11 protein-coding genes are annotated in these 17318 nt (G+C 48.2%); 4 read left to right on the top strand and 7 right to left on the bottom strand.

What is annotated here, in order from left to right:
- Positions 1–71 precede the first annotated feature (71 nt).
- Positions 72–905, top strand: coding sequence for a helix-turn-helix domain-containing protein (locus GJB61_RS00310; RefSeq protein WP_154116034.1), 834 nt, complete (start codon positions 72–74; stop codon positions 903–905).
- Between the two features lie 549 nt (positions 906–1454).
- Here the strand turns inward: GJB61_RS00310 and GJB61_RS00305 are convergent.
- The 4 genes from GJB61_RS00305 to GJB61_RS00290 all read right to left on the bottom strand — a co-directional run bounded on the left by GJB61_RS00305 (position 1455) and on the right by GJB61_RS00290 (position 6878).
- Positions 1455–3452, bottom strand: a complete 1998-nt coding sequence (locus tag GJB61_RS00305) for a beta-galactosidase (protein ID WP_154116032.1) — start codon at positions 3450–3452, stop codon at positions 1455–1457.
- Positions 3453–3658: 206 nt separating this feature from the next.
- A complete protein-coding gene (locus tag GJB61_RS00300; protein ID WP_154116029.1) occupies positions 3659–4963 on the bottom strand; it encodes an ABC transporter substrate-binding protein in 1305 nt (434 codons plus the stop codon).
- Positions 4964–5158: 195 nt separating this feature from the next.
- Positions 5159–5995, bottom strand: coding sequence for a carbohydrate ABC transporter permease (locus GJB61_RS00295; protein WP_154116027.1), 837 nt, complete (start codon positions 5993–5995; stop codon positions 5159–5161).
- A gap of 1 nt (position 5996) precedes the next feature.
- Entirely contained in the window at positions 5997–6878 is an 882-nt protein-coding gene (locus GJB61_RS00290) for a carbohydrate ABC transporter permease (RefSeq protein ID WP_154116026.1), read from the bottom strand.
- A 126-nt stretch (positions 6879–7004) separates the two neighbouring features.
- Between GJB61_RS00290 and GJB61_RS00285 the strand changes: the two genes are divergently transcribed.
- Together GJB61_RS00285 and GJB61_RS00280 are read left to right on the top strand one after the other, a co-directional pair.
- The gene (locus GJB61_RS00285; protein ID WP_154116024.1) at positions 7005–8825 is read left to right on the top strand and encodes a cache domain-containing sensor histidine kinase; all 1821 of its coding nucleotides are present in this window, start codon (positions 7005–7007) and stop codon (positions 8823–8825) included.
- Positions 8822–10435 carry a response regulator transcription factor gene (locus tag GJB61_RS00280; protein ID WP_154116022.1) on the top strand — a complete coding sequence of 538 codons (1614 nt, stop codon included), beginning with the start codon at positions 8822–8824 and terminating at the stop codon, positions 10433–10435. Before GJB61_RS00285 ends, GJB61_RS00280 begins: the two co-directional genes overlap by 4 nt.
- A 125-nt stretch (positions 10436–10560) precedes the next feature.
- Here the strand turns inward: GJB61_RS00280 and GJB61_RS00275 are convergent, their stop codons facing one another.
- Both GJB61_RS00275 and yicI read right to left on the bottom strand, forming a co-directional pair.
- Positions 10561–11730: an SGNH/GDSL hydrolase family protein gene (locus GJB61_RS00275; protein ID WP_154116020.1), complete on the bottom strand. Its 1170-nt coding sequence runs from the start codon at positions 11728–11730 to the stop codon at positions 10561–10563.
- Positions 11731–11850: 120 nt separating this feature from the next.
- A complete protein-coding gene (gene yicI / locus GJB61_RS00270; protein ID WP_154116018.1) occupies positions 11851–14172 on the bottom strand; it encodes an alpha-xylosidase in 2322 nt (773 codons plus the stop codon).
- A gap of 127 nt (positions 14173–14299) precedes the next feature.
- Here yicI and GJB61_RS00265 point away from each other — a divergent pair, with 127 nt between their 5' ends.
- Entirely contained in the window at positions 14300–15184 is an 885-nt protein-coding gene (locus GJB61_RS00265) for an AraC family transcriptional regulator (protein ID WP_154117249.1), read from the top strand.
- On the opposite strand, the gene GJB61_RS00260 is transcribed toward GJB61_RS00265, so the two are convergent.
- Positions 15179–17275, bottom strand: a complete 2097-nt coding sequence (locus GJB61_RS00260; RefSeq protein WP_154116016.1) for a class I SAM-dependent methyltransferase — start codon at positions 17273–17275, stop codon at positions 15179–15181. The genes GJB61_RS00265 and GJB61_RS00260 overlap by 6 nt on opposite strands.
- Between the last annotated feature and the right edge of the window lie 43 nt (positions 17276–17318).

The raw sequence follows: 17318 nt of genomic DNA, 5'->3' as shown, positions 1-17318 counted from the left end.
AACCTTTCCTTTTAAATATAATATTCCAGCCGTACCATATAATAATATGGAACTAACAGGAGATGAGTCATTTGTCGTTAATCGCCCGCCGCAGAATTGTGTTCGCCCACGAGGGTGGGCAGCATCTACCCATCACTTTAGACAGCATGGGTTACAACCCTGAACAGGAAAAAGTGACCCGCCCAGATGGCTACCATACTTATCATTGGATTCAAACTGCCCAAGGGGAGGGTACTATTCACTTCGAGAACAAAACCCTCACGCTGGCAGAAGGCAGCGGTGTACTTCTGCTTCCCCATACCCCGCACCGTTATGAATCGGTATCTGCCGATTGGTGCACCTATTATTTAACTTTCGGTGGTAGCTCCAGCCGACAAATCTTGGAAACTCTCGGCATGAAATCTAATTCCTTTTACCGCTGGGAGAGTGAGGCTCCTCTCTCGCTGATGCTGAATGAGATGCTGGACCGCCATGATGCGGCCCAGGATATGTTCAGTCTGGGGGCCTCCACCGATGCTTACCGTTTCCTATTAACCCTGAGCAAATACGGACAGCTCCATAACAATACAGCGATTTCCCGCAATGTGGACAAGCTGCAGCCGCTGCTGAAGTGGATGGATAGCCAATATGGTGATCCTGACATCGGACTGTATGATCTGGCTACACAGCTTGGGGTCTCGGGACGTTATCTCAACAGCTTATTTCTGCAAACTTTTGGTTTCTCGCCCTATGCTTATTTTGTCCGTCTACGCATCCGCAAAAGTAAGGAACTGCTCGTTAGTCAGCCAGACCTAACGGTAAAATCAATCTCCCAACTAGTTGGCTTCCGTGATGTCAGCCATTTCGTCGCCACGTTCCGGAAGCAGTCGGGGACTACGCCGGAGCAATTTAGGAGGCTGCACTAAAAGTTTGGTGCCTATGGGTGAACTCCTATGGCAAAGGAAGAGAGAATACGGGGTTTGTCGTTACTGCGAGAAATGTTTGGACTTCCGGCCGCTGTTGTCCCCAGATTTCTTTTATTTTACCGCCTTTTGCGGATGAAATCCGGGGACAAAGGCGGGCGCTAACGCTCCTACAGTTCCAAAATTTCTCTTCGTTCCTCCAACCTCCCTCTCTGCTATGCCTTGAGAGTAGTTCGAACCATAAAGCCCCACACTTTTAGAACACAGTGTGGGGTATGAATGAACTAGGTCAAGTTCAAAGTCAAGTTCAAGATCGAGAACATTAATAGAATTGAGCTAGCTTAAAAGAGATAGCTGCATTTCATACACTTATTCGGTGACATTAGGACCAACGATTGGCTTTAGTTGTATTTGGTGCAACTAAAAATGGCTCCTTCTGGCTATACTACCTCATTTCAAGAATATAGTTGCAGAGAATACACCTAAAGAGTCAACCAAAGCAAAATAAGTGGTTTTAAGTGTATGAAGTGTAACTATATCCACATTCCCCCTTTACATCTCCAGAATCTCGATACCATAAGGCTCAAGCTGAAGCTCTCCAGAACGAGGTTGCCCGTAGAGTACACTCTTATATTCACGCGGCAGCGTGACTGTCTGGGCTTGGCGGTTCAGATTGAGCAGGAATAGGAAGGTTCCGCTCTCTCCGGTTCGCACCGAAGCCTGCATTCCATCCGGCAGCCCGGCGAACTGGAACAATTGATGTTTCTTCGCCAGATCTCCCAACAGAGCAGACCAATAGCTCTCCTCCGCCTGTGTTCCGAGGTAATAGACTTGGCCCTGGCCGAAGGTGTTAACCGTAACTGCCGGAATTCCGGCGTAGAAATCATCCCCGTACCAAGCGATCGGCTCTGCAGTAGTAGGCGTAAGCAGATCACACCACTGCAGACACTCGTAGGAATTACCGTTAATGTCTACGATGACATGTGCTTCCGTACCAATCGGGTCATACTCGTCTACTCGAACACCTGCAGCGTAGCTGAGCAAGCCTGGCAGCGGCTGCATGACCGCTATATTATTCATATTTTTGACGCCGCTGCGGTTCGTGATTATCAAGGTACCGCCCGCTGTGGCATAGGCTTCTAGTTGCTTGGAAACTTCCTCATCCAATAAATATAGGCTCGGCGCAATGACGACTTTATATTCATCCAGCTCTTGTCTCCAGTCGATGACATCACAGCCGATCCCAAGCTTCGTCAGCGCACGGTGAATTTGCTTCATATTCTCATAATATTCCATATTCTCAACCTGTGGCTGGATGTCGAGCGCCACAAGCTGCTCATGGGAATTCAGAATAGCTACCTCATTCTTCAAGGTTGTCCCCTTTAGCTTGTCCCCTAGCGCATTTACCTCATTACAGAACTGAGTGAACTCTGCGAAGCGGCGTCCCGGAACATTGCTATGATCAATCAGACCATGCCAGAATTGCTCGGCACCAGCTACTGCGCTTCTCCAGCGAAAATGTACCACGGTATCAGCACCTCTGGCAATGGTCTGCCAAGCATAAGCACGGATAAAGCCGGGATACGGCGTGCGCCACATCGGCATCCAACAGCCCGGCGTCCCGCTTAGCTGCTCCATAATCCAGAAGTTCTGCCGTTTGATCCCACGGGTCAAGTCCAGAGATAGAGCTCCACTATAAGGCGCAGTGGCCTGTTTGGTCGGAGAAGTATTCGGATAATAATCAAACGCAGCGACATCCAGCTCGGCACCAACCGCATACATATTCAGCTTCTGTGGATAGCTATGAAAGTTATGGGTTATGAAATGTTCCGGGCATACGGAGCGCAGAATATCAATCTGTGTCTGTTGAAACTCTACGATCGCATCCCACTGGAAACGTTGAAAGTCCAGTAACAAAGAAGGATTCTGATGTCTTGATCCGCCCAGCGGAACCGTAAATTCATTCCAAGCGCTGTATTCCCCGCTCCAGACATTAGTTCCCCATTCACTGTTTAGGGCTTCCAGAGTGCCATATTTGGCTTTTGCCCATTCACGAAAAGCATCATTACAATGCTCACAGTGGCAATTGAGCATGCTGAATTCATTATCGGTCTGCCAACCTATAACCGCAGGGTGTCCGCTATAGTGCTGCGCCAAACGCTCTATAATGCGGCTCCCGTATTTTCGCAGTGAGGGGCTGTTGTAACAACGGTGTCCGCGTACCCCAGGATGAAAGATTCCCCCGTCGGCAAATACCGGAAGCACATCGGGATAGCCCGTGGTCAGCCAGCGTGGCGGTGTAGCCGTTGGTGTTCCAATGACGACCTGTAATCCATAGCTGTGAAAAAGATCCATCGCCCGGTCCAGCCAGGCAAATTGGAAATCTCCATCCGTTGGCTCAAGCCGGCTCCAAGCAAACTCGGCGACCCGGACCACCTTCACGCCAGTTGCTTGCATCAGCTTGATATCAGCCTCCCAAAGCGATTCATCCCAATGCTCAGGATAATATTCTACGCCGACCTGCACGTTGTTATACTCTTTTAACGCCATAGCTGTCCACTCTCCATTCTTCTAATTTTATTGTACCAGGAAGATACGGCATCGCCAGCCTTTATATAGACGCACCCGTTTCTTCTTCGAGAAATATAAGGATAATAATCTATGCTGTGGAAATTCTTATCTTTAAAAAAAGACCGCCCCCTTGCTTCACCGCAAAGGATGAAGCAAAAGAAGCAGCCATTGATCACTTGAATCTATTATTGAGTCTTAAGCTTGTCCCAAGCGGCTTGCATGTTCGTTTCCCAAGTTTTCACGTCAATTTTTCCGGCTACATATTCTTGAATTACGCTGCCGAACTCTTGCGCTACACCATCAGGGAATTTAGAAGATTGCAGGCCGATGATTTTGCCAGCATCAATATACTTGTACAGCTCTGTACCGATATCGCCCATTTGTTCAGGAGTTGCCTTAATGGTCGACAAGGCTGGAATAAATTTGAATTTATTCACGATATAATCTTTACCCATATCCGAAGTTACCAGCCAGTTCAGGAAAGTTTTAGCTTCTTCTTTGGCATCCGAATCTTTGTTGACTACAAGGTTAGCTGGAATACCAATAGTCAGCTTGTCACTTTCAGCGGCATCGTCGCTAAGCGGCATTGGCAATACACCGATATTCAGGTCAGGATTAATACCGTCGATCATCGTCTGTGCCCAGTTACCTTCTTGCATCATCGCAGCTTCGCCATTAGCAAAAAGTGTAACTTGTGTATTGTAGTCGGTAGTCAGCGGGTTCTTGTTGCCGTAGTCCACAGTCAGCTTCATCAATTTAGCAAAGTTATCAAACTTCTCATTGCCGACCATACTAGCAGAACCATCGTTCAAGCCTTTAATAAAGGCATTTACGTCTGGTTGCTCTGCAAAGGCCACGCTGATTCCTTGGTTGCCCATCAACCACCATTCCTGATAAGCATTAGCAAAAGGAGTGATTCCGGCAGCCTTCAGCGTCTTCGCAGCAGCTTCCAGCTCGGTGTAGGTTTTTGGCATTTCTGTAATGCCTGCTTTTGCAAACAAATCCTTGTTGTAGATATATCCGTAGCCTTCAAGGTTCATGGGCATACCGTATACTTTACCGTCTTTAGTCATCGGCTCAGCAGCCAAAGGAATCAAATCCTTAACCCAGGCTTGATCACTAAGATCTTCAAGCTTGTCCATCCACAGATCCATTTCGTTGTATCCACCGTTGGAGAAAATGTCCGGAGCATCACCGGAAGCAAATTTAGTCTTCAGGGAAGCTCCATAGTCTGCACCACCGCCAACTGTTTGAATATCAAGCTTGATGTTCGGGTGTTCTTTTTCAAACTCGACTTTCAGCTCGTTCAGGCCTTCCACAATCTCGGTTTTGAACTGGAAAATTGTTACCGTTTTCACTTTATCTGTGTTAGTAGAACTATTCCCGTTACTTTCGCTTGCGGCATTATTATTGCCTCCACAGGCTGCGAGTACTAATGACATTACCATCAGAACGGATACTGCCAACAGCGCAGGTTTTTTGCTCTTCATTCTTATTTCCCCCTTAAGTGATTGTAAAATGGATGTGGTCTTCTATGTGGAACGGCTTTTCCATGAACAGATATTGTTGTCCGTACGATTAGAAAACCTGGTGGAGAGCGTTCGCTCTTCCACCAACTTTCCTAACGGATAGCTTCTCTTAAACTTAGTCCAGCCGAAATTCCTTGTTTTGCATAAAGCTCAATATTAACCTTTAACCGAACCAGCCGCTATACCTTCAACAATATAACGTTGCAGCATCAGGAAGAAGATGATCACTGGAGCAATACCCAACACCAGCGCTGGAAGCGCGATATCCCATTGCTTCGTATATTGTCCGAAGAAGGCGAAGGTGGCGAGCGGAATGGTACGCATATCCGGTTTTTGCAGAATTAGAGACGGCAGCAGATAATCATTCCATACCCATAACGTATTCAGCACGATAACTGTCATCAGCATCGGTCTGAGCATCGGCAATACGATTCGGAAGAACACACCGTAAGGATTACAACCGTCTACTGTTGCTGCTTCTTCAATTTCCAGCGGAATCGCTTTGACGAAGCCATGGAAGAGAAAGATCGACATCGGCGCTCCCAGTCCCAGATAAGTCAAGATCAACCCTGTTCGGCTATTATTGACACCAAGTACGTTAATGACCTTCAGCAATGGAATCATGATGGATTGAAAAGGAACAACCATAGCTGCAACGAACAGAAAGAATAACATTTTGTTAAACTTCGTATCTGATCTGACCATCCAGTAAGCACCCATAGCTGCAAACAAGGCCATCAGCACTACACTTACTACTGTAATTCCAAAGGAATTGGAAAAGGCTTGCGGAAAGCGGGTGAGCTCCCACGCCTTGGAGTAGTTCTCCCATTTAAATACTGCCGGCCAGCTGGCCGAATTGGTCATAATATCTCCAAATGGTTTCACCGAGTTTACGAACAAAAAGTAGAATGGTACGAGAAACAACAGACCGACAAGGACCATCAGGACCTCTGTGGTAAATAAGCGTCCGTTATATTTTTTGAGGGTACCCATATTAAGCTTCTACCTCCTTGCTCTTCGTCAGACGGACCTGGAATATGGTAATAATAGCGACAACGAGGAAGAACAATAGTGACTTCGCTGTGCCCAGTCCGTATCGGTTATTCTGGAATGCTTCAACATACACGTTCATCGCTACGGACTCTGTGGACTTGAACGGTCCACCTTTGGTCAGCGACAAGTTCAGATCGAACATTTTGAACGCCCAGGATATAGCCAGAAAGAGGCAGATCGTTACAGCTGGCATAATCAGCGGAATAATAATGTTCTTCAGCATTTGCCAGCGATTCGCGCCATCAATCTCCGCAGCTTCCATGACCTCCGTTGGCACGTTAGTCAATGAAGAAATGTAGACCACCATCAGGTATCCGGCAGACTGCCAGACGAATACGATGGTGATGCCCCAGAATCCGGTAGCTGCATCGCCCAACCAAGGAAGGTTAAAGAACGACCAGCCGGTCAAATCTCCAAGTGTGGAGAATCCTTTGATGAAGATGAACTGCCAGATAAATCCGAGCAGCAGACCGCCGATGACGTTTGGCATAAAGAAAACCGTCCGCAGCACATTGCGCAGCTTCAGTCCTTTAGTCAGGAAGTAGGCCAAAGCAAACCCCACAATATTGGTCAATACTACGCCCACCAAGGTGAAGCGAGTGGTGAACCAGAACGACTTCCAGAAGTCGGGATCATTCGTAAAGATTTGCTGGAAGTTCTTGAAGCCAACCCAAGTTACAGTTCCTGCTACCCCGTTCCAATCCGTGAACGAGTAATACATGCCGAGCAGAAACGGAATAATCATAATAATCGTGAAAAATATAAGAACCGGCCCTACAAATACAAGCTGCGGCCCTAAGCGTGCCATTTTTTTGTTTCCCATCCTGCACCCCTCTTTCTTTCTACCGGAGAACTATTGTATTTTTATTATGCAGGTTAAGGAGTATCATAAACACCTACACAGGTGAACTCGAAGGAGTAATTTATTGATCGGAAGAGAGGTCTTGCCATGAAATGGAACAGCATACGCACGAAGCTGATTGTATTTATGCTAATCGCTGCCACTATACCTATTGTGGCTACAATGCTAATTACATATTCGTATACCACGAAATCACTGATCACGAGATCCGTTGATGAGAATGCCAATCTGCTCTATCAGGGCCAGCGTAATCTTAGCGCTCTGCTGGAGGATTTGAACCGGACTTCAACGACAGTGTATTCGAATACGGAGTTCTTCCGGCTGCTTGAGAGCGGCTATGACGATGTTCAGAGCAGTTCCCGCATGTTCGCGGCCTTATCTTATATTGGAACGTCAATACCGAATATCTATCAGGTATATCTCTATGAGAGCAAAAGCCGCAAATCGACCCTCGTCACGCTGAATACACCCAAGCGATCCATGGATGTGCCTGTTTTTTCAGAAGCTGCAATTACGGGTCGGCAGAGCATTGTCGTACAAAAAACTCATATGAGCAATACCTATGGTCTCGGTCTACTATCGCCCAACTACCCGCCAGAGCCGGTATTCACGCTACATCGCAGAATTGAGAAAGTGCCAACCTCTAAAGTCTTAGGATACTTGTCGATTGATGTGCAGCTATCTGCACTAAGCGACATCACCGACCAGCTGTATCAGAAGGAACGCGAGAATGTGTATATCATTGATGCTGAAGGAAATATCATTTATAGCGATGAACCAGCGCAGCTTGGTCAGCCAATGAAGCAGGAATGGTATACCCAGCATATTGTGGGAACGGAGAGTAGCACGGGAAATTTCGAGAGCGACAAGGCTGTATTTGTCTATCAGCGTCTGCAAAAAGCCGGAGCGGATTGGACGTTAGTGAAGCAGATTCCCGTCCCTTATCTTATCCGTGAAGCCAACAAAGCTGTAGCGATCAATCTGTTGTTGCTGGGGATTTCCCTAGTCATTATAGTTGCCGCTACAGTTATAATTTCCATTAAGATCACTGCGCCCATTAAACAGCTTGGACGTTATATTAATCAGGTACAGACGGGTAAAATGGACATCGATATTGAGCAGGTCAGCAACGACGAGATCGGTCAGGTCATGGTCAAATTCGGTGGGATGATGGATACCATCAATAATCTGATTCTGCGAGAGTACAAGCTGGAGTTGTCTAACAAAACCAATCAACTGAGGGCGCTTCAGGCGCAGATCAATCCTCATTTTCTAAACAATACGCTGCAGATTATCGGAACACTCGCTCTAGAGTTGAACGTCCCACGTATCTATGCCCTGCTGTCCGCACTCGCCAAAATGATGCATTACAGCATGCATAACGACGACAAAACCGTTACCTTAAAAGATGAGTTGGAGCATGTGAAGGCCTACATCGAGCTGCAAAAGGAACGGTTTGAAAACAGGTTCACTTTCCGTTACGATTTGGAAGATGCGCTACTTGGAACCCCGATGCCCAAAATGATCCTGCAACCGCTCGTGGAAAATTACTTCAAGCACGGACTGGACCGCACCAGATCGGATGGCTTGCTGCTGCTTACAGCCAAAGCACTGCCGGACGGTTTCGTACAAATTAACCTTGAGAACAACGGAGCACCGATCTCCGAAGCACGTCTGGACACCTTGAATTGGAAATTGCAGAACAGCGTCAGCATTAACACCATTGTCCCTGGTGATGCGTTGAAAGAGGCTTCCGACTCTTCCGGAATCGGCTTTGTCAATGTACTGGCCCGACTGCGGATGGTCTCCGGAAGTGATGCTACTATTACTGTAGATAATATGGAGCCGGTGGGAATACGCATTAGTCTGAGAATACAATCTAACGATCGGAGCGTGAGGCCTAAATGAGGGCATTAATAGTAGATGACGAAGCCAGAGTTCGAAAAGCCGTACGACTGCTGGTAGATTGGGAACTTCATGGAATTGATGAAATTGAGGAAGCCGGAAGCGGGACGGAAGCGATTGAGCAGATCCGTACCCTGAAGCCAGCGATTGTCATTATGGATATGATGATGGAAGCGGGCAACGGCGTAGAATTGATGGCGTGGGTCAGCGAATTTGCCGTGAGCGTCAAGTTCATCGTGGTCAGTGGACATGATGATTTCGACTTTGTCAGACATACCGTTCGCCACGGCGGAATTGATTATATTCTAAAACCAATCGACCCAGAGGCCATCAATGCCGCAGTCTCCAAAGCTGTCACAGCCTGGAATCAGGAGGAACAGGAGCGCCACACCCGCCAGCGTCAGAATATCCAGCTGAATGAATTCAAACCGATTTACGGCGAGCGTCTGCTCTCTTCTCTGATTGATGAGCCGGTTACGGCGGAAGCTTCCTTGCGCAGATTGCGGCTGGAAGGTGTTATACCAGCCAGCGCAGGATCAGTTCGTCTGCTACTGCTGCAGATGGATGCCGGTGACGGTCCTCTTCTATTGCGTTTTGGGAATGACAGCGATCTGCTGCACTATGCCATCGTGAACATCTGCAATGAATTTATGCACTCCCGGCAGCGTGGCATCGCCTTCCGCTACTGGGGGGCACCCGCTGAGATTGCCATGCTTCTGTGGGAGCAGCCGGAGGCCGCAAGTGAACTTATCGCAGATATCAATCTGGGCATCTTTCATACCCTGCAGCGCCGGATGCACTTCGGTATTGGCAACGCAGGCATACTACCGCAGAGTTTACCCGCCCAATACGCTGAAGCGGAAACCGCACTGCGCCGCCGCAACCTGCTGAATCCGGAAGACTATGTGCATACGATCTCCGGCAGTCCTCCTACGCAAAGCTTATTTGCGAATATGGGCGATGATTGGAAAATGTCTGTCATGAGCGGTAGGCCAGAGCAGCTGCAAACTGCCTCCAAACGCTGGATCGACGAGCTTAGCCGAGGTGGTATTATTACTCCAGAAATGCTCAGCTCGTGGAAAGCGGATGCGCTGTTATTCCGTTCCCGGCTGCTGCGCGAGAACGCCGGTGAGAACGCCGAGCTGGCCATCGCAGCACTTGAAGCCTCCGACCGTCTGCACCCCGCGCCGTTTGCGAATGGCTATTCTTTCTCCTTGTTCGCCTGGCGTGACTGGTCATATGGCTTCATGCTGCGGCTGTCACAGGAATTGCTCTCCCGGCAGGGCAGTGAATTCAAGACCATGAACCAAATCGTCAAGTACATCGAGCAACACTATCAGTCAGACCTGTCTCTACAAGAGGTTGCGCAGCACTTCTCGGTTAGCCGTGAATACATATCGCGTAAATTCAAACAGGAATTCAGTATTAACTTCTCCGATTATATCGGTAAATATCGCATCGATAAATCTAAACTGCTGCTGCAGAACCCACATTTCCGCATCTCACAGGTTTCTGAAATGGTTGGCTTCAAGGACGTCAAATATTTCAGCAAGGTGTTTAAGAAGCAGGAAGGTGTCACGCCGCAGGGGTACCGGGGACAATTCCCGAATTAAGCAGCTTTACTGAGGCTATCGCTTACGGATATCCATAACAAAAAACCTCTCCGTGTGACATTGGAAATGGTAGTGAGCCCATGTCAACAGAGAGGTTATATTCATTTATTGAGCCTATTTTTGGCTTAATACCAATTCAGAAAGGCATCCGCAATCGCCTTACCCGCCTTTCCATTAGGATGTGGATCGTCTTTATTGCTCATATATTCCGGTTTGATCCTATGATCATGGGGTGCCGGTAAAGATAGAAGTCCAGCAATATCAAACACTCGGTTAACTCCAGCAAGGTTATTCGACAGAATTTCACTGTTCACGCTGCGCCAAGTATGTTCTCTCTCATCTTGGAAATTGAAAGGCGGTACCGTACCCAGAATAATCTTCACTTCATCGTTTGCTTCTCTCAGCTTGGATATAATAACTGTAAGATCACTCAGAAGTTCTTCAGTTGAACGGTTACCGATATCAATATCATTTACACCGAGCACAATCACCACTTCATCGCCTTGTTTGGCTTTATTCAGCCAAACGCCATCCGCAGAAGCATCATACGCTCTGGCCCAGCCTGAACCTATATTCCAGACTCCATAATCCGCACCAAGGCCAGCAGCAATCCGCGCTACCCAATATTCATACTCATCTTTTAAGGTTCGTACTCCCTGAGTGATTGAATCTCCAAGGAATACCAGCTTCTTATTCACCTGTTTCTTATACCCGATAAAGCTTGGCAGCACCAGCAGGTTATCGGACAGAGCAAAAGAATCAGCTGACTCCTGCGCGGCAAGATTTCCCGCCGCATCATATGCAGAGACCAGAATCCCCTCTACATTATAGGGTATCGTTCTGCCAGATGAGCGCGTTGTCAGTGTCCAGGTAAATACCATTAAATGCCCTTCCGGCAGTTCCATGGCAATTTCATCACTCCAAAAAGATTCACCCGGTCTAACCTTACGCATTGTACTCCCATCAAACAAAACGGCCACCTGTGTCTGTTCTTGGACCGCGCCATTCACCTCTACCCCACCGTCAGCGATATACGCAGCTTCAATCAGCCATTCGCCTCCCAGCTCGCTGCCAGTTGCTTCCTGACCCAAGTTCCAAGTGGAATCTACTGCATTGCTATGCCAAAGTTTAAAGTTCAATTTCCCGCTTTCCCTTAAGCGGATATACGTCCGGAAGGTATGGGTAAAAGGCTCCGGCTTGTCCATTATATAATTAGCAGCAGTTGAAACCACCGTAGCAGAGGTATAGCCGGCCTGGCTCAATGGTCCATTTCCCTCACCTTTTTCAATATCCATCGTGCACTCTCCATTATTTTCAAGTTCATAACAATAAAACCTCCCAAGGTGACATGGAAACGGCTGATTACGCCTATGTCACCTAGAGAGGTTTATTGTATTACATTCAAATTTATGAGTTTATTTCAGCTCAATGCTGAAGTGAACAGATTTGCTGCCTGCTTGAACTTGCACAGTGGTTTCATCCACTTGCTCTGCGCCTTGTACGGAAGCAATAACCCCCAGATCGTTCAGAGCAAATGTGAATGCTTTGCCGCTGCCTTCAGCGGTGATGGATAATGTATTGCCTTTGCGTTCAGCCTTTACGGATAGCTCAGGAGCACCCGTCAGATCACGAACAGTTGCTGTGGTTGTTGCGCCGTCTTCCAGTGAATACAGGCCGAATTTCACACCTTCAGCAAAATCATAATCCGGTTTATGGTCAACACTACCCCGAGCCAACAAGCTGTTCTGACGAACGAAGACTGGCAGACTGAAGAAGTCATATTTCTCTTTGCGCCATGAACCACCTTGGGTCGTTTCCCCACTCAGCAAGTGCGTCCAACGTCCGGCAGGCAGGTAATACTTCGCTTCACCATTCTCCTGGAAGATAGGAGCTACCAGCAGGGAATCACCCAGCATGTACTGACGGTCCAGCACTTCGCAGGTTGGATCTTCTGGGAATTCCATCACCATCGCCCGCATCGAAGCCCAGCCCTGTTCATGAGCCTGTCCGGCTACATCATACAGGTAAGGCATCAAACTGCATTTGAGCTTAGTGAAGAAGCGCGTAACATCAACAGCTTCATCATCATACTCCCAAGGCACCCGGTACGAGCTGCTGCCGTGCAGGCGGCTGTGACTGGACAGGAGACCAAACGCTAACCAGCGTTTGAAGACATGCGCCGGAGCGGTGTTCTCGAATCCGCCGATATCATGACTCCAGAAACCAAAGCCTGATAATCCTAGTGACAAGCCGCCGCGCAAGCTTTCGGCCATCGATTCATAATCCGCATAGCAATCTCCACCCCAGTGTACAGGGAACTTTTGTCCGCCAGCAGTTGCAGAACGGGCGAATACAGCCGCTTCATTCTTGCCAAGCTTCTCTTCCAATACATTAAATACAACCTGGTTATAGAGTTGAGTATAGTAGTTGTGCATTTTTTGCGGATCAGAGCCGTCGAAGTAGACCACATCGGTAGGAATCCGTTCGCCGAAGTCAGTCTTGAAGCTGTCTACGCCCATATCTACAAGATCACGCAAATAACCGGCATACCATTCACAAGCTGCAGGGTTGGTAAAGTCCACAAGCCCCATGCCTGCTTGCCACAGATCCGTCTGATAGACGTCGCCGTTTGCTTTTTTGATCAGGTAGCCGTTTTGCTTGCCTTCTTCAAACAGACGCGAGCGTTGTCCGATGTAGGAGTTGATCCAGACGCAGATTTTCAGGCCTTTTTCCTTCAGGCGTTTCAGCATGCCCTTTGGATCAGGGAAGACACGCTCATCCCACTGGAAATCGGTCCATTGATATTCACGCATCCAGAAGCAGTCGAAGTGGAATACATGCAAGGGCAGATCACGTTCAGCCATACCGTCTACAAAGGAGTTTACAGTGGCTTCATCATAGTCGGTCGTGAATGAAGTCGTCAGCCACAGGCCAAACGTCCATGCTGGTGGAAGCGCGGGCTTACCGGTAAGCGATGTATATTTGCTGATGACTTCCTTGATGGTAGGGCCTTCGATAACGAAGTATTCCAAGCTTTCGCCAGCTACGCTGAACTGGGCTTTTTTCACTTTTTCCGAACCGATTTCATACGACACCAGCTCTGGGTGGTTCACGAATACACCGTAGCCTTTACTTGTTACATAAAAAGGAATGTTCTTATACGCTTGCTCGGAGCTTGTGCCGCCATCCTTGTTCCAGAGATCAACCACCTGTCCATTTTTGACAAAAGCGGTAAAACGCTCGCCCAAGCCGTATACGAATTCACCAATCCCAAGATCCAGCTCTTCACGCATGAACGTGTTGCCGTCCTTATCCGTAATATAGGCCATCGATTTGTAACCGCTGCCTGTGATTCGCTCGTCGCCACGGTAGAAATCCACAGCCCAATGCTCGCCTTTACGGATCACTACACGAAGCCCGCCGCTGATCAGCACGGTTTCCAGTTCGCTCTCTTCAATTCTTACATGGTCTCCAGTGCCTTTAGTCAATTCAAAGACCGGACCCCGTTCCTGCACACCCTCATGATGAATAATTTTGATGCCTACTACACCCGGAAGCGGGGAATGGAATTTCACAGTGAGCAACGTTGAGTTAAGTGTTGCTGCGCGACCTGTAATCGGAGTTGTTTGGGTAATTGCGGTCAAACCTTCGGAGGTTTTTTCCACCACATAATTTTGAACTGCGCCGTTAATCGTGATTCCATCACGAACCAGCCAAAGACCATCTGTAAATTTCATTTGAGTACTTGCCACCTCTCAATTTGGTGTTTATAGTTGTATTATAACGATAACAAAAACACATAACTACTATAATATAGCTTATTTATAACACTATTTTGATGTTATCGCCAAAAGGAGGGCTATGATGGACCGCACATCACAGCATTTGTTAAAAGAAGACCGGGTACATGGTGAAACCATGTTCCCGCTGGCCGCATACTGGGTGGAACTTCCAGCGGGTGCGCATGTACTGGACACGCATTGGCACGAGGAAGCGGAGTTCTTTATGCTGCTAGAAGGGGAAATCCTATTTCAGGTAGATACCGACTATTTTCCCCTGCGGGCTGGTGAAGCCGTCTTTATCGAATCCGGTGATATTCATGCCGCATATGTCCTGGAACAAACTCCCTGCCGTTTCTTTGCGCTGGTGTTTCACCCCGATCTACTAGCCAGTGCCCAGTTTGACACGATCCAGCAGAATAACATTTTGCCACTTCAGGAGAAACGCCAGAGCTTCCCCCGGCATATTACAACCGCCATTCCTTGGCAGCAGGAGCTACTATGTCATCTGGAACGCATGATGGAGGCATATGCTAATACCATGCCCGGATTCGAGGCCTTTATGAAAGGAACTTTGCTCATTATGCTCTCGCAGATTGCTATTGAGGGCCGTTCCGTGAATCACAGCCAATCCGATGAAGCCGATACCACTAAGATTAACCGTCTTAAGAAGGTCATTCTTTATATTCAGGACAATTACCAGGAGCCCATCCGTACCCGTGATTTGTCAGAGCTTATTCCCATGAGCGAGGGGCAGTTCTGCCGCTTCTTCAAAACAATGACCCGCAAGACACCCGTCGATTACATCAACTCTTACCGGATTCGCCAGGCGGCTGATTTGCTGCAGCAGACGGAACGCAAAATATCCGACATCGCACTCGAGGTCGGATTTGATAACGTAAGTTATTTCATTAAAGTGTTCCGCAAGGCAATGAATTGCTCGCCCTCCGAGTTCAGGAAGGCCCTATAGCCGACCATTCTTACGAATCACAATAAAACAGGTACTGTCTGGCAACGCCACCTCTTGGCCGCTCTCGTCCATGACCTTTACCCGATCCTGCAGCGCCTCGGTATAGCCCGCCTGCAAATAGTGACGGAATACCTCAATCTTGGCCTGATCACCAAGCGTCTGCTCAATGAACGCAGCATATCGCGTAGGAGTGAAGTATCCGAACTGCTCCTGCACCTCGTGGATATAAGCCTCTTCGCCCCAGGTATAGGTGTAGAGAAACTCCATAACATCATTTACAGGCATCAGCACTTCTTGGCCATCCATTCGCTGATACTGAATCTGGCGTCCGGCAAAATCCTTGGCATAACGTTCTAGCCATACCAGCCCATCCTTCTCCAGAAATCTCACTCGCCGCATTTGCGTCTCCGGTTCACTCATAATACCGTCCCGGATGATGATCACTCCGCCTTCTGACAGCACATTAAAGGCACTGCGTAGCGCAGCAGATACTGTATCATGATTGAACTTCACACCATCCAGAGGTACATACGAATACAGCTCATGGAGAATGGATGAAAAAATAACCGTGTCTACAGAACCTGCCTCCACGAAGTCCTTCAGGTTCAGCGCGTCGCCCTGCAGCACCTCCCATTGGCGTCCTTCAAGCTGCTTGCGTCTCTTCAAGGCTTCCACTACATTGCTGGAAATATCAATGCCAACCGGAGTAACACCCGGCATACGCTCCTCGATCAAATCCAACAATATCCCGCCGCCTGGACCGATATCCAGCACCTTGCGGCCAGTGACATATTCGAGAATCACAGCTTTATAGTCGGCAGTGTCATTCATCTGGCTCAAATAGCTATCCTCATTATGAAACCGGTCGAAGGCATCACGGCGCAGCTCGAACAGATCAAACAGCAGCAGGACAGCCCGTTCGTAAAGTGCCGACTTCTCAGCTTCTATACAGAATTCGATCAGCTTCTCGGCTGCCGGAGAGAACTGGAAATCAAAGAATACCGTGTCTGGCAGATTAGTCCTCCGATGCAGTTGGTGACTCAAGTGCGGACTGCCAGAAGATGTATTTCCCCGTTCGATATCTGCCCATTCCAGCTCAGACAAGTATTTTTCAATGATTCGTTTCTTATATACGTTGATCTTCTTAGCGCCTTTGTAATCATAATAGATTCCCTTCATCACATGCTCAAAGCTGACATGCTTTAAGCTAGCCACCTCCGCGCTGCCAGCAGCCAAGGTCATCACCTTCAGGAATTGCTCCAGTGAGAAGGTCTGCAGCGCCGATTCCACATACCAGAAGGTAACATGCTGTAGAGAATCCAGCCGTTCAGCATGAAAGCCATCCCCGGCAAGCTTGCTCCATTCGGTACGGAAATCCTCACCCTTGGAGATCGGTCCCGTACGCATTCTTTGCAGGCGTTCCATCATCAGCAAAGGTGCATAGGCATCCCCAGAAGCAATTACAGCAATCAGGGTTGTCACCTCACTTTGCACCTCCTGCCACAGCTCCGGTGAAACCGCTCCGATAATACAATGATTCAGGGCTGTAAGCAGGCGCTCCAACTCTTCAGAAGCTAATACTCCTTCCTTTACCAGAGCGGACAAAGGATCATTGACCGTCGGCGGAACCTCCCCACGAATCTGCTGCCCGATTAACCCATGCGTCTCAATAAGCTGATGCACTATAGTTACCCGTTCGGATACCGAATCTATAGCCGTGGCCGCACTCCCCACATGCCGCAAGTACAACTGTGCCGAACCTATATTATGTACAAAATAATTAATCCCTTCTGCTTGCCAACTCAATCGCTGGGGTAAAGTGCCTCCCTTGGCCGTTTCTGACCAGATCAAGGTCTCCTCAACTAGTTCCTTTATCCAAAAAGACAGCGGCAAGCCCTCCAGCAGCCGGAGACTCCGCTCCACATAATCCAGCACAGGATTCTTATAGTCCAGCTCATGCAGTGATTCTACACGCTCCAGATTCACAATCTGTTCCTCAGCCTGAACGATGTATTTCAGCCAGACGTTATCTTCCAGATGCTCCTGCTTTCCTTGACGATAAGCTTCAATATCTTCCAGTGATTTCAGCATGTGTGCCTCCTAATTTTAACTTCACCAACTATCCGGGTAACAA

It is taken from the genome of Paenibacillus monticola, assembly GCF_009664975.1.
In the GTDB taxonomy this organism is placed as follows: domain Bacteria; phylum Bacillota; class Bacilli; order Paenibacillales; family Paenibacillaceae; genus Paenibacillus_AQ; species Paenibacillus_AQ monticola.
Note: the sequence above shows the minus strand (reverse complement) of the source record. Positions and strands in the feature narration are given on the sequence as shown.

Bases quoted from the DNA above. Each gene is read 5' to 3' on its own strand.
- GJB61_RS00300 (WP_154116029.1), bottom strand. From the start codon at position 4,963: ATGAAGAGCAAAAAACCTGCGCTGTTGGCAGTATCCGTTCTGATGGTA.
- GJB61_RS00290 (WP_154116026.1), bottom strand. From the start codon at position 6,878: ATGGGAAACAAAAAAATGGCACGCTTAGGGCCGCAGCTTGTATTTGTA.
- yicI (WP_154116018.1), bottom strand. From the start codon at position 14,172: ATGAAATTTACAGATGGTCTTTGGCTGGTTCGTGATGGAATCACGATT.
- GJB61_RS00295 (WP_154116027.1), bottom strand. From the start codon at position 5,995: ATGGGTACCCTCAAAAAATATAACGGACGCTTATTTACCACAGAGGTC.
- GJB61_RS00260 (WP_154116016.1), bottom strand. From the start codon at position 17,275: ATGCTGAAATCACTGGAAGATATTGAAGCTTATCGTCAAGGAAAGCAG.
- GJB61_RS00275 (WP_154116020.1), bottom strand. From the start codon at position 11,730: ATGGATATTGAAAAAGGTGAGGGAAATGGACCATTGAGCCAGGCCGGC.
- GJB61_RS00265 (WP_154117249.1), top strand. From the start codon at position 14,300: ATGGACCGCACATCACAGCATTTGTTAAAAGAAGACCGGGTACATGGT.
- GJB61_RS00285 (WP_154116024.1), top strand. From the start codon at position 7,005: ATGAAATGGAACAGCATACGCACGAAGCTGATTGTATTTATGCTAATC.
- GJB61_RS00305 (WP_154116032.1), bottom strand. From the start codon at position 3,452: ATGGCGTTAAAAGAGTATAACAACGTGCAGGTCGGCGTAGAATATTAT.
- GJB61_RS00280 (WP_154116022.1), top strand. From the start codon at position 8,822: ATGAGGGCATTAATAGTAGATGACGAAGCCAGAGTTCGAAAAGCCGTA.